Below are 12933 nucleotides of genomic sequence, written 5' to 3'. Positions count from 1 at the left end.
CAGGGGAGGAGAGCGCCATGCGGGTACTTCCGGCAGGGGCGCGCGCCCTCATCCTGTGCGCCGTTCTCGCGGCATGCGCCTGCACCGCCCCCGCGCTCGCGGATCCCCGGACCCCCTGGCCGGCCGTGGGGCTGCTCATGCTCCTCTATGCCGGCTGCGAGCTCGTGAAGGTCTGCCCCTTCGTGGGCAGCCGGGTTCCCGAGGGCATCGGCTCCTTCTTCCCCGTGCTGCTCGCCGCGGTCTTCCTGCTGCCTCCCTCCGCCGCGGCGCTCGTCGCGCTGCCCGGGGGGTTCGCCCAGGCCGTCGACCAGCGCCCCGCCCGGGTACGCCGGGTCTGGCACGCGGCGCAGCAGGCGCTCGCCGCCTGGGCCGCGGGGCGGGCGTACGGACTGCTGGGCGCCCCCGGCGCGCTGGGCGGCTCCGGCTCCGGTCAGCCCGGCCGCACCGCGGACTTCCCGTACGTGCTGGTGCCCGCGGCGGCGGGGGCCGTCGCCTTCTCCCTCGTCCTGACCGCCCTCGACGCGGGCATCCTCGCCCTGGCCGAGCGGCGCCCGGCGCGGACCGCCTGGCGCGGGCCGGTGACCCGGTCCCTGGCACCGCACTGCGTGCACGGGCTCGCCGGACTGATGATGGCCGTGATGTGGCGCAGCCCGTACGGGGTCCCGGCCGCGCTGCTCGTCCTGCTGCCGATGTACATCTCCTGCTGGGTCTTCGCCCAGTACCACCGCGAGCGCGCCGCCCACCGGGCCACCATCCGGGCGCTCGTCCAGGCCGTCGACATCAAGGACCGCTACACGCGCGGCCACAGTGAGCGGGTCGGCCAGGCCTCCGCGATGATCGCCCGCGAGCTGGGCATGGGCGAGGAGCGCCTCGAAGTGGTCCGGATCGCCGGGATCCTGCACGACGTGGGCAAGCTCGGCGTCCCGACGCGGCTGCTGCGCAAGGACGGGCCGCTGACCCCCGAGGAGCGGCGGGTCATCGAACTGCATCCCGAGTACGGCCACGAGATGGTCCGCGGCATCGGCTTCCTCGGCGAGGCCCGGGCCGCGATTCTGCACCACCACGAGCGGGTCGACGGCTCCGGCTACCCGTACGGGCTGAGCGGTGAGCAGATCCCGGAGCTGGCCCGGGTGGTGGCGGTGGCCGATGCCTTCGACGCGATGACCTCGACCCGCTCGTACAGCCGGGCCAGGCCGGTACCGACCGCGCTGGCCGAGCTGGAGCGGTGTGCGGGGGCCCAGTTCGACCCGGCGATGGTGCACGCGCTGGTGGACGCCATCGGGCGGCACGGCTGGCATCCGGTGGTGACGGCGGACGAGGACGTCCCGGCGGCGCTGCCCGCTCAGGGCGGCCGGGCCGCGGGGGCCGCCCGGCCGCCTGCCCCGGCGCCGTCCGCCCCGGCCCCGGTCGGCCCCCGGTCGCGGGCCGGGAGCGGGCAGGCCCCGCGGGACGCCGAGCGCGGGGGCGGGCCGTGACGGGGTGGGCCGTGTGGGGGGTGCGGGGAGCCGCCGGGGCGCTCACCCTCGCGGCGCTCGGGCACACCCTGTGGAACGGCGTCGTCGAACCGGGCACCGCCCTGGCCTTCGCCGCCCTGATCGCCTGCGGAGAGCTCGCCCGCCGGGACACCCGGGACGGCCCCGACGACCGCCACCCCGCGCCGCTCGGCTTCGCGGGCGCCCTCGCGTACGCCCTGCTCGGGCGCAGCGCCGCCCTGCCCACCCACCACGGGGTGCTCCAGATCGTCGCCGTCACCGTCGCCGCGGCCCTCGTCGGGATCGTCCCGCACATCGCCCGGGGTCGCGGGCCCGCCGTCGACCACCTGGCCCGACGGGTGCTGACCGTCGCCTTCGCCGCGGCCTGCTTCCAGCCGCTCTACAACTCCGGCCGGCTGGAGCAGTGGCTCGGCCGGAGCCCGTACCTCGTCCTCTTCCTGCTGCTCCTGCTTGGGCTCACCGCCCTGTGCGACGCCGTCCTGGCCGCCGCGCTGGCCGGGGCCCGCACCGGCTGGCCGTACGGGCCCCTGCTGCGCGACGGGCTGCGGGCCCAGCTCGGCATCGGCTCGGCGATCTGCGCCACCGGCGCCGTCATGGCCCTCGGCGCCGCCGTCGCCGGCCTGTGGGCGCTGCCCGTCTTCTGCGTGCCGCTGCTGCTCACCCAGATGTCCTTCCACCGGATCACCGCGATCCGCACCACCTACCGCCAGACCATCACCTCCCTGGCCCGCGCCACCGAGATCGCCGGCTACACCCGGCCCGGCCACGCCCGCCGGGTCGCCGTTCTGAGCTGCGCCGTCGGCAGGGAGCTCGGCCTCACGGAGCGGGAGCTCACGGTGCTGGAGTACGCCGCCCTCATGCACGACATCGGCCAGCTCTCCCTCGTCGACCCCGTCCACGCCGGGGCCACCGCCGAGCTGCCGGCGGCCGAGGCCTGCCGGATCGCCGGGCTCGGCGGCGAGGTGGCCCGCCGGACGGGAGTGCCCGCCGAGGTCGCCCGAATCGTGGAGCGCCAGGCCGATCCGTACCGGGAGCAGCCGGTCGCCGCACGCATCGTGCGCGCGGTCAACGCGTACGACGACCTGCTCGGCGGGAGCCGTCACCCGGGCAGCTCACTGGAGGCGCTGGAACAGCTCCGGCTGGGCACCGGCCACGACTACCAGCCGGAGGTCGTGGAATGCCTGGCCAGGGTTCTGGCCAGGGGCGGACGTGACAGAGTTGTTCCCGTCCCACCTGGGTAACCCATGGGTAATGAGCGGCCGTCCGAGTGGGCATGGTTGGATGCCAGTAGGAGTGTCCGCAAGGCTGCACCTTGTCCCAGCGACCGCTGGGAGGTGCCCCCAGGCAGGCGGGAATCGTGAGGATCTTCGGGAAGGTACGGCATCGGCCCTCCGCCTCGTGGCGGCAGGCCACCGACCGCGCGTTCACGCTGATCGGCGACGGTCGGTACGAGGACGCGGGGGCGCTGCTCACCAGAGCCGCCGACCTGGAGCCCTGGCTGTCCGAGTCCTGGTTCAACCTCGCCCTGCTGCACAAGTTCCGGCACGACTGGGAGCAGGCACGGGCCGCCGGACTGCGCGCCGTGGCCCTCCTCGACCGCGGGACCGGAGCTCCGGACTGGTGGAACGTCGGGATCGCCGCCACCGCGCTGCAGGACTGGCCGCTGGCCCGCCGTGCCTGGCAGGCGTACGGGCTGAAGGTCCCCGGGGATCCGCACGGCGCGGGCGGAGGCGGCGAGCCGGTCGGCATGGAGCTCGGCAGCGCCGCCGTCCGGCTCTCGCCCGAGGGCGAGGCCGAAGTGGTGTGGGGCCGCCGGCTGGACCCGGCGCGCATGGAGATCCTGTCGATCCCGCTGCCCTCCTCGGGGCGGCGCTGGGGCGAGGTCGTCCTGCACGACGGGGTCCCGCACGGCGAGCGGGTCACCGCGGCCGGGCCGGCGTACCCGGTCTTCGACGAGATCGAGCTGTGGGCGCCCTCGCCGGTGCCGACCTGGGTGGTGCTGCTGGAGGCGGCCACCGAGGCGGACCGCGACGCCCTGGAACAGCTCGCCTCGGACGCCGGCTTCGCCGCCGAGGACTGGTCGTCCTCCGTGCGGCTGCTGTGCCGGACCTGCTCGGAGAGCGTGATGCCGAGCGCCGAGGGCGACGGCGAGCAGCTCGACCCGCACGACCACAGCGAACCGGGGCACCCCGGCCCGCTGGGGCACCGTACGGCCGGCTCGGGCTCGCTGTGGGTGCCCGAGCGCGAATGCGGTATCGCGGCGCCGGCCGGCCTGGTGCGCGGACTGCTCGACGGCTGGGTCGCGGACAGCCCGGACACCCGTGAGTGGCGGGATCTCGAAGAGGTCTGCTGACCGCGCACCGTAGGCTGTACCGGCACATTGGTGAACGGGTGGACTTACGGAAGGCGTACGGCGGACATGGCGCAGCAGGAGAACGAGGTTGTCGGTGGTGTCGAGGCCGTCAACGACGGGTACGTCGTGGACACCGAGGACTGTGCGGCGCGTGAGCTCGCCCACCGCGAGCGCGGCACCGCCCGGCCGATCACCGTGGTCGGCAACCCGGTCCTGCACCGTGAGTGCAAGGACGTCACCGAGTTCGGCGACGAGCTGGCGCAGCTGATCGACGACATGTTCGCCAGCCAGAAGGCCGCCGAGGGCGTGGGCCTGGCGGCGAACCAGATCGGCGTGGACGCCAAGGTGTTCGTCTACGACTGCCCGGACGACGAGGGCGTGCGCCACACCGGCGTCGTGGTCAACCCGAAGCTGGTGGAGCTGCCGGCCTCCGCCCGCGTGCTGGACGACTCCAACGAGGGCTGCCTGTCGGTCCCCACCGCGTACGCCTCGCTGGCCCGCCCGGACTACGCGGAGGTCGAGGGCCAGGACGCGCAGGGCAACCCGATCAAGGTGCGCGGCACGGGCTACTTCGCCCGCTGCCTCCAGCACGAGACGGACCACCTGTACGGCTACCTCTACATCGACCGCCTCTCCAAGCGCGACCGCAAGGACGCCTTGCGCCAGATGGCCGAGGGCACCCCGCGCTACGAGACCGTCCCGAACGAGTAGTCCGCGGGCGGCCGCGGACCGCGGAAGTCCCGGAACGCCGGATCGGCCGGCAGCCGCACGAGGCGGCTGCCGGCCGATCACCTGCCCGGGAGGAGGAGGCGAGGGCTCAGAAGTCCTCGTCCAGGTCGACGGTCCCCTCGACCGCGACCTGGTAGGCCGACGGGCGGCGCTCGAAGAAGTTGGTCAGTTCCTGGACGCCCTGGAGCTCCATGAACGAGAACGGGTTCTGCGAGCCGTACACCGGCGGGAAGCCGAGGCGGACCAGGCGCTGGTCCGCGACGCACTCCAGGTACTCGCGCATGGACTCGGTGTTCATGCCCGGCAGGCCGTCACCGCACAGGTCGCGGCCGAACTGGAGCTCCGCCTCCACGGCCTCCTTCAGCATGTCGGTGACCTGCTGCTGGAGGGCGTCGTCGAAGAGCTCCGGCTCCTCCTTGCGGACCGTGTCCACGACCTCGAAGGCGAAGTTCATGTGCATGGTCTCGTCACGGAACACCCAGTTGGTGCCGGTGGCCAGGCCGTGCAGCAGGCCCCGCGAGCGGAACCAGTAGACGTACGCGAAGGCGCCGTAGAAGAACAGGCCCTCGATGCACGCGGCGAAGCAGATCAGGTTCAGCAGGAAGCGACGGCGGTCGGCCTGCGTCTCCAGCCGCTCGATCTTCTCGACCGAGTCCATCCACTTGAAGCAGAACTGGGCCTTCTCGCGGATCGACGGAATCTCCTCGACCGCGTCGAAGGCGGCCGCGCGGTCGTCCGGGTCGGGCAGGTAGGTGTCGAGCAGCGTCAGGTAGAACTGGACGTGCACGGCCTCCTCGAACAGCTGGCGCGACAGGTACAGGCGCGCTTCCGGGGAGTTGATGTGCTTGTAGAGCGTCAGCACCAGGTTGTTCGAGACGATCGAGTCGCCCGTCGCGAAGAAGGCGACCAGCCGGCCGATCATGTGCTGCTCGGCGGGCGTCAGCTTCGCGAGGTCGGCGACGTCCGAGTGGAGGTCGACCTCCTCCACGGTCCAGGTGTTCTTGATCGCGTCCCGGTAGCGCTCGTAGAAGTCCGGGTAGCGCATGGGGCGGAGCGTGAGCTCGAAGCCCGGGTCCAGGAGGTTCTTCTTCTCGGTGGTCATTACTGGCAGGCCTCGCAGGACTCGGGGTTCTCAAGGGAGCAGGCCAGCGCCTCGGCGTCGACGGCCTGCGGGAGCGGGGTGGCGGCGGCCGGGACGGCGGCCGAGCCGGACGCGGCGCGGGCGATCTTCGTCGCCGGGCGCGAGCGCAGGTAGTACGTGGTCTTCAGGCCCTGCTTCCAGGCGTACGCGTACATCGAGGACAGCTTCCCGATGGTCGGCGTCTCCAGGAACAGGTTCAGCGACTGCGACTGGTCCAGGTACGGGGTGCGGGCCGCCGCCATGTCGATCAGGCCGCGCTGCGGGATCTCCCACGCCGTGCGGTACAGCTCGCGCACCTCGGCCGGGATCCAGCCGAAGCCCTGGACGGAGCCGCTGGAGTCGCGCAGCGCCTCGCGGGTCTGGGCGTCCCAGACGCCGAGCTTCTTCAGGTCCTCCACCAGGTAGGCGTTGACCTGGAGGAACTCGCCGCTCAGCGTCTCGCGCTTGAACAGGTTGGACACCTGCGGCTCGATGCACTCGTACACGCCGGCGATCGAGGCGATCGTCGCCGTCGGGGCGATGGCGAGGAGCAGCGAGTTGCGCATACCGGTGGTCGCGATGCGGGCGCGCAGCGCGTCCCAGCGCTCCGGCCAGCTGAGCTCGACGTCGTAGTGGTCGGGGTGCAGCACGCCCTGGGCGGTACGGGTCTGCTCCCAGGCCGGGAGCGTGCCGTGCCGCTCGGCCAGGTCGGCGGAGGCCTCGTAGGCCGCCAGCATGATCCGCTCGGCGATCTTCGTGGAGAGCGCCTTGGCCTCGGCGGAGTCGAAGGGCAGGCGCAGCTTGAAGAAGACGTCCTGCAGACCCATCGCACCCAGGCCCACCGGACGCCACTTGGCGTTGGAGCGGCCGGCCTGCTCGGTCGGGTAGAAGTTGATGTCCACGACGCGGTCGAGGAAGGTCACGGCGGTGCGGACCGTCTCGTCGAGGCGCTCCCAGTCCATCTCGCCCGTCCCGGTGAGCACGAAGGCGCCGAGGTTGACCGAGCCGAGGTTGCACACGGCGGTCTCGCCGTCGTTGGTGACCTCGATGATCTCGGTGCACAGGTTCGACGAGTGGACCACCGTGCCGGGCAGGGCGGTCTGGTTCGCGGTCCGGTTGGAGGCGTCCTTGAACGTCATCCAGCCCTGGCCGGTCTGCGCGAGGGTGCGCATCATGCGGCCGTACAGGTCGCGGGCCGGCATGGTCTTCTTCGCGAGGCCCGCCGCCTCGGCCTTGCGGTAGGCGACGTCGAACTCGTCGCCGTACAGGTCGACGAGCTCGGGCACGTCGGCCGGGGAGAACAGCGACCAGTCGGCGTCGGCGTTCACGCGGCGCATGAACTCGTCCGGCACCCAGTGCGCCAGGTTGAGGTTGTGCGTGCGGCGCTGGTCCTCGCCGGTGTTGTCGCGCAGCTCCAGGAACTCCTCGATGTCCGCGTGCCAGGTCTCCAGGTAGACGGCGGCGGCGCCCTTGCGGCGGCCGCCCTGGTTTACGGCGGCGACGGAGGCGTCGAGGGTCTTCAGGAACGGCACGATGCCGTTGGAGTGGCCGTTGGTGCCGCGGATCAGCGAACCGCGGGCCCGGATGCGGGAGTACGAGAGGCCGATGCCGCCGGCGTGCTTGGAGAGGCGGGCGACCTGGTGGTAGCGGTCGTAGATCGAGTCGAGCTCGTCCAGCGGGGAGTCCAGCAGGTAGCAGGAGGACATCTGGGGGTGCCGGGTGCCGGAGTTGAAGAGCGTGGGGGAGGACGGCAGGTAGTCCAGGCGGCTCATCAGCCGGTAGAGCGAGGCCACTTCCTCGACGGCCTGGATGCTGTCGTTCTCGGCGAGGCCGCAGGCCACGCGCAGCATGAAGTGCTGCGGCGTCTCGACGACCTGGCGCGTGATCGGGTGGCGCAGCAGGTAGCGGCTGTGCAGGGTGCGCAGGCCGAAGAAGCCGAAGCGGTCGTCGGCGCCCTCGGCGAGGCTGTGCTCGACCAGCGCGTCGAGGCGGCTCGCGTGCAGCGCCACGAACTCGGCCGTGCGGTCGGCGATCAGGCCCTCGCGGTGGCCGACCGCGACGGAGGCGGAGAAGGAGGTGGCCCCCTGGCCGGCCGCCTCGTCCGCGACGGCCATCGTCAGCAGCCGGGCGGCGAGCCGGGAGTACGCCGGGTCCTCGGAGATCAGCCCGGCGGCGGCTTCGGTGGCCAGCGCGCGCAGTTCGGCCTCGTCGGCGGCGGAGCTGCGCCCGCGCAGCGCGGCGGCGGCGACCCGGCCGGGGTCGGTGTCGGGGAGGTCGGCCGTCAGCTCGGTGAGGGTACGCAGCAGCGCGGCCCCCGGACCCTCGGTCTCGGGGTGGTCGGACTCGGCGCGCGGTGCGGAAGGCGCGATGGTCACGGGGAGCTCTCCCTCGCTCGGCCCGGTCAACGGCGGGTCGGGGCAGGGGGAAGCGCGTGCGGGCAGGGCAGGGAGCGCGCAGGCCGCATGGCGTCCACCGGCCCAACCGCGAGGCCCGGACGAATCGGCACCCGGTTCGGTCGAGCCGGGCGCACTGTCGGCAGGTCCTCGGACTTGCGGTAGCACCGTGGGTGTACGTCATACCGTTGCGGGACAGTTCCGGATTCGCACCGGATTCCCCTGCGGCGACAGCGAGCACGAGCATACATGTGGGGGGCCGTTGCTGCGTGCACCCCCACATGTTGTGTCGGCGCTGGTGGTGTTGGCGCTTGCTGAGCGTGGCGTCACAGCTCCAGTCGGTAGGTGAGCAGCCTCAGCGCGGGGATCGGCGACCAGTCCCGCTCGGGAGTCCGCACGAAGCCCAGGCGCGTGTAGATCCGCTGGGCGCCCCGCATGGCCGGCTGGGTGGACAGGACCAGGGCCGTGACCCCGCCGACCGCACGGGCCCGCTCGATGCAGGCCCGTACGAGAGCCTCCCCGACGCCCTTTCCGCGGGCTGCGGCAGCCACCGCCAGCATCCGGAACTCGGCCTCGTCCGGTCCGGCGATGTCGGCGAGCGGGCTGCCGGGCGCGGCGAAGGTCACCCCGCCGAGGAGCTCCCCGTCCTGGACGGCGACGAGGACCTCGCCGTCGCCGGCCCGGCCCGCGACATCGTGCAGGACGTTCAGGTAGGTGTCGTCGTCGTTCAGGTCGAGCAGCCCGTCCCCGGTGTAGGCCAGCCCGGTGATCCGGCCCAGCCGCTCGTACTCGGCGGGTGCGGCCCTGCGTATCTCGAAGTCCATGCGGTCGAGTGTGCAGTACGGCTGTCGGCGCCCGGCGCTATCGTCGGAGACAGCACCGTCGAGGAAGGCGAGCGAGGCATGAGCGTCATGACCGAACGTCCCCACATGTCGACCGCGTGCTTCGAGCACCTGGCCCGCATAGCCGCCCGCGAGGAGGAGGGGCTGCGACTGGAATTCATCGGTGGGGTGCTGAGGAGCAAGGCCATGCCAGACGGGGACCACGGGCGGATCATTCTGTGGTTGACCCGGATCTGTATGCAGCACCACCCGGACTTCTGGCTGCACCCGGGGCAGGGGATCAAGGCGGAACAGTACCGAGAGGGCCGCGCCATTCCGGACGGGGTTCTGGCGCACGAGGACGCGTTCGTTGGACAGGGCGACTGGGTGGATCCGGGCCCGATCCTGATGGCCGTCGAGGTGACCTCGTGGGACTCCGACACCGAGCGGCGCGACCGGATCGAGAAGCCGCGTGCTTATGCGGAGACCGGTATCCCCGTCTACCTGCTCATCGACCGGCTCAAGTGCCAGGTTCTCGTCCACAGCGACCCGGATGGCGACCGCTACGAGACCGTGCGCACCGTTCCCTTCGGTAAAGAGGTCAAGCTTCCCGACCCCGTCGGCATCACCCTCCAGACCGAGCCCCTCAAGGACTGGGTGCGCTGAGTACGCGGAAGGGGCCCCCGCCGGCTGACCGGCGGGGGCCCCTTCACGCTGTCAGCAGCAGCGGAAGCCCTCGCGGGGGTCGCCCTCGCGCGCGTCGGTGCGGGCGCGTTCGAAGGCGCGCCGGGTCATGACCTCCGCGTCCGGGTCGTGCGAGCGGGTGTGGGCGACGTACCGGTCGTAGGCCGCCTCGCCCGAGAACTCCCGTACGAAGAACCGCGCCTTCGCCAGCGCTCCGCGGACGCCGCTCACGCCACCGGCTCCTTGGCGCGGCCGCCGCCCGAGTCGAGACCGGCGGCGGCGAGCTCGGCCCGCTCCTCGGCCGTCGCGATCAGCCCGGCCGGGGCGATGATCTTCGACTCGGTCCACGGGACCTCGGACAGCGTGGCCGACTCCGGCGCGCGGACTGCCTTCAGGCAGGTCCGGGCCGCGTCCAGCAGGACGATGATGATCAGGAGGGCGAAGAGCGCCGACAGCACGCCGTCGACCGTGGCGTTGGTGACCACGGTGTGCATCTCGTCCATGTTCTTGGCGGGCTTGAGCACCTTCCCCGCGTCGATGCCCTGCTGGTACTTGTCGCGCTGCGCGAAGAAGCCGATCTTCACGTCGTCGGAGAAGACCTTCTGGTAGCTCGCGGTGAGGGTGACGGCCACGTCCCAGGCCAGCGGAACGGCGGTCACCCAGGCCCACTTGAGCCGACCCGACTTCACCAGCAGGGTCGTGCAGACGGCCAGGGCCACCGCGGCGAGCAGCTGGTTCGCGATGCCGAACAGTGGGAACAGCTGGTTGATGCCGCCCAGCGGGTCCTTGACGCCGACCCACAGGAAGTAGCCCCAGCCGCCGACCACGACCGCGCTGGCCAGCCACACACCGGGCTTCCAGCTGACGTTTCTGAAGGACTTGTGCACGTTGCCGAGGGTGTCCTGGAGCATGAACCGGCCGACCCGGGTGCCGGCGTCGACCGTGGTCAGGATGAACAAGGCCTCGAACATGATGGCGAAGTGATACCAGAACGCCTTCATCCCGGCGCCGCCGATCACGGCCGAGAAGATCTCCGACATCCCGAGTGCGAACGTCGGCGCGCCACCCGTGCGGGAGAGCAGGGAGGTCTCCTCGACGTCCTTCGCGGCCTGGGTGAGGAACTCCGGGGAAATGGCGAAGCCGAAGTCGGACACCGCCTGCGAGGCGGTCTGGACGGTGGTGCCGATGACCCCGGCGGGGGAGTTCACGGCGAAGAAGAGCCCGGGCTCGATGATGGTGGCCGCGATCATCGCCATGACGGCGACGCAGGACTCGGTCAGCATGGCGCCGTAGCCGATGACCCGGACCTGGGTCTCCTTTTGGATCATCTTCGGCGTGGTGCCGGAGGAGACCAGCGCGTGGAAGCCGGACAGGGCTCCGCAGGCGATGGTGATGAACACGAAGGGGAACATCGAGCCGGCGAAGACCGGGCCGTCCCCGCGCGTGGCGAAGTCGGTGATCGCCGGCATCTTCAGCGTCGGCATGGCGATGACGACGCCCAGCGCGAGCAGCCCGATCGTGCCGACCTTCATGAAGGTGGAGAGGTAGTCGCGGGGTGCGAGCAGCATCCACACCGGCAGCACCGAGGCGATGAAGCCGTACCCGATCATCCACAGGACCAGCGTCTCCTTCTCCAGGGTGAAGGTGGACGCGAGGGAGGACTCGGCGACCCAGCCGCCCGCGACGATGGCGAGCAGCAGCAGCGCGACACCGATGACGGAGACCTCGGTGACCCGGCCCGGGCGCAGCACGCGCAGGTAGAAGCCCATGAACAGGGCGATCGGGATGGTCATGCCGATGGAGAACACGCCCCAGGGGGAGTGCCCCAGTGCGTTGACGATGACCAGCCCGAGCACCGCCAGCAGGATGATCATGATGGTGAACACGGCGAGCAGCGCGGCGGCTCCGCCGACGGGGCCGATCTCGTCGCGGGCCATCTGCCCGAGCGAACGCCCGTCACGGCGGGTGGAGAAGAAGAGCGTGACCATGTCCTGGACGGCGCCCGCGAAGATGACGCCCGCGACGATCCAGATGGTGCCCGGGAGGTATCCCATCTGCGCGGCGAGCACGGGACCGACCAGCGGTCCGGCGCCGGCGACGGCGGCGAAGTGGTGGCCGAAGAGCACGCGGCGGTCGGTCGGGTGGAAGTCCACGCCGTTGTCGAGGCGTTCGGCGGGGGTGGCCCGGGTCTTGTCGACCTTCAGGACGCGGTGGGCGATGAAGCGCGCATAGAAGCGGTAGCCGATGGCGTACGAGCCCAGCGCGGCGGCGAGCATCCAGGCGGCCGAGATGTCCTCGCCGCGCGACAGCGCCAGCATGCCCCAGCCGATGGCCCCGACGAGGGCGACCAGCACCCACACGGCGATCGAAGCGGGCGTCATGCGCCCGGATGCGGAAGGCGAGCCCGGCTCGGTGCCCGGGCCCGCCGTGTTCCGTTCTGTCCCTGTTGCTTCCGGTTCCGGCATGACCCTCGTCCCCTCGTCGATCATCTGCTGAGCGCAGGGAATCTACGGGGGACGGCCCGGTGAGCGTAAGACCCCGTCCGCAATCCGGTACCGGGGCCGGCTGTCAGACGGCGGGGCGCTGGAGGCGGGCGACGAACTTGTAGCGGTCGCCGCGGTACACCGACCGCACCCACTCGACGGGTTCGCCGTCCGCGTCCAGGGAGTGCCGCGAGAGCATCAGCATCGGCAGGCCGACGTCGGTGCCGAGCAGGCCCGCCTCGCGCGGGGTGGCCAGTGAGGTCTCGATCGTCTCCTCGGCCTCGGCGAGGCGGACGTCGTACACCTCGGCGAGGGCGGTGTAGAGGGAGGTGTACTTGGCCAGTGAACGGCGCAGCGCGGGGAAGCGCTTGGCCGAGAGGTGGGTGGTCTCGATGGCCATGGGCTCGCCGCTGGCCAGGCGCAGCCGCTCGATGCGCAGGACCCGGCCGCCGGTGGCGATCTTGAGCAGGCCGGCCAGGGTGTCGTCGGCCGTCACGTAGCCGATGTCCAGGAGCTGGGAGGTGGGCTCCAGCCCCTGGGCCCGCATGTCCTCCGTGTACGAGGACAGTTGGAGCGGCTGGGACACCTTCGGTTTCGCGACGAAGGTGCCCTTGCCCTGGATGCGCTCCAGGCGGCCCTCCACGACGAGCTCTTGCAGCGCCTGGCGCACGGTGGTCCGCGAGGTGTCGAATTCGGCCGCGAGCGTGCGCTCCGGCGGCACGGGGGTGCCGGGGGGCAGGGTCTCGGTCATGTCGAGCAAGTGCCGCTTGAGTCGGTAGTACTTGGGCACCCGCGCCGTGCGAGTGGCCGCCCCGCCTTCCGGCTCGGTGGTCGCCCCTTCGGTGGCCATCGCCGCC

11 protein-coding genes and 1 riboswitch are annotated in these 12933 nt (G+C 71.8%); of the genes, 5 read left to right on the top strand and 6 right to left on the bottom strand.

The window, feature by feature from the left end; all coding sequences use genetic code 11:
* Window positions 1-17 precede the first annotated feature (17 nt).
* The 4 genes from AC0666_RS01525 (at window position 18) to def (ending at window position 4557) form a co-directional block, all read left to right on the top strand.
* On the top strand, window positions 18-1475 hold the full coding sequence (locus AC0666_RS01525) for an HD-GYP domain-containing protein (RefSeq protein WP_468963241.1): 1458 nt from the start codon (window positions 18-20) through the stop codon (window positions 1473-1475).
* Complete coding sequence (locus AC0666_RS01520; RefSeq protein ID WP_478706904.1) at window positions 1472-2734, top strand: HD-GYP domain-containing protein; 1263 nt, start codon at window positions 1472-1474, stop codon at window positions 2732-2734. Before AC0666_RS01525 ends, AC0666_RS01520 begins: the two co-directional genes overlap by 4 nt.
* Before the next feature lie 116 nt (window positions 2735-2850).
* The gene (locus tag AC0666_RS01515; RefSeq protein WP_468963243.1) at window positions 2851-3846 is read left to right on the top strand and encodes a tetratricopeptide repeat protein; all 996 of its coding nucleotides are present in this window, start codon (window positions 2851-2853) and stop codon (window positions 3844-3846) included.
* Between the two features lie 66 nt (window positions 3847-3912).
* Window positions 3913-4557, top strand: coding sequence for a peptide deformylase (gene def / locus AC0666_RS01510; RefSeq protein ID WP_468963244.1), 645 nt, complete (start codon window positions 3913-3915; stop codon window positions 4555-4557).
* 106 nt (window positions 4558-4663) lie between these two features.
* Here the strand turns inward: def and AC0666_RS01505 are convergent, their stop codons facing one another.
* From AC0666_RS01505 to AC0666_RS01495, 3 genes are all read right to left on the bottom strand, one after another.
* Window positions 4664-5677 carry a ribonucleotide-diphosphate reductase subunit beta gene (locus AC0666_RS01505; RefSeq protein ID WP_468581506.1) on the bottom strand — a complete coding sequence of 338 codons (1014 nt, stop codon included), beginning with the start codon at window positions 5675-5677 and terminating at the stop codon, window positions 4664-4666.
* On the bottom strand, window positions 5677-8070 hold the full coding sequence (locus AC0666_RS01500) for a ribonucleoside-diphosphate reductase subunit alpha (protein WP_468963245.1): 2394 nt from the start codon (window positions 8068-8070) through the stop codon (window positions 5677-5679). The genes AC0666_RS01505 and AC0666_RS01500 overlap by 1 nt, the downstream gene beginning before the upstream one ends.
* 142 nt (window positions 8071-8212) lie before the next feature.
* A riboswitch (cobalamin riboswitch) is annotated at window positions 8213-8335 on the bottom strand.
* A gap of 79 nt (window positions 8336-8414) precedes the next feature.
* On the bottom strand, window positions 8415-8912 hold the full coding sequence (locus tag AC0666_RS01495; protein ID WP_478706903.1) for a GNAT family N-acetyltransferase: 498 nt from the start codon (window positions 8910-8912) through the stop codon (window positions 8415-8417).
* Window positions 8913-8990: 78 nt separating this feature from the next.
* On the opposite strand from AC0666_RS01495, the gene AC0666_RS01490 reads away from it, so the two are divergent.
* Window positions 8991-9575 (top strand): Uma2 family endonuclease, encoded by a 585-nt coding sequence (locus tag AC0666_RS01490; protein WP_478706902.1) that lies wholly within the window; start codon window positions 8991-8993, stop codon window positions 9573-9575.
* A gap of 51 nt (window positions 9576-9626) precedes the next feature.
* On the opposite strand, the gene AC0666_RS01485 is transcribed toward AC0666_RS01490, so the two are convergent.
* The 3 genes from AC0666_RS01485 to AC0666_RS01475 all read right to left on the bottom strand — a co-directional run bounded on the left by AC0666_RS01485 (window position 9627) and on the right by AC0666_RS01475 (window position 12926).
* Window positions 9627-9824 (bottom strand): YbdD/YjiX family protein, encoded by a 198-nt coding sequence (locus AC0666_RS01485; protein WP_468963248.1) that lies wholly within the window; start codon window positions 9822-9824, stop codon window positions 9627-9629.
* Window positions 9821-11974: a carbon starvation CstA family protein gene (locus AC0666_RS01480; protein ID WP_478706901.1), complete on the bottom strand. Its 2154-nt coding sequence runs from the start codon at window positions 11972-11974 to the stop codon at window positions 9821-9823. Before AC0666_RS01480 ends, AC0666_RS01485 begins: the two co-directional genes overlap by 4 nt.
* A gap of 187 nt (window positions 11975-12161) precedes the next feature.
* On the bottom strand, window positions 12162-12926 hold the full coding sequence (locus AC0666_RS01475) for a GntR family transcriptional regulator (RefSeq protein WP_123080305.1): 765 nt from the start codon (window positions 12924-12926) through the stop codon (window positions 12162-12164).
* Between the last annotated feature and the right edge of the window lie 7 nt (window positions 12927-12933).

This window comes from Streptomyces sp. NPDC043680, assembly GCF_056436685.1.
The sequence above is the reverse complement of the archived record's forward strand: the minus strand, read 5'-3'. Positions and strand labels throughout refer to the sequence as shown.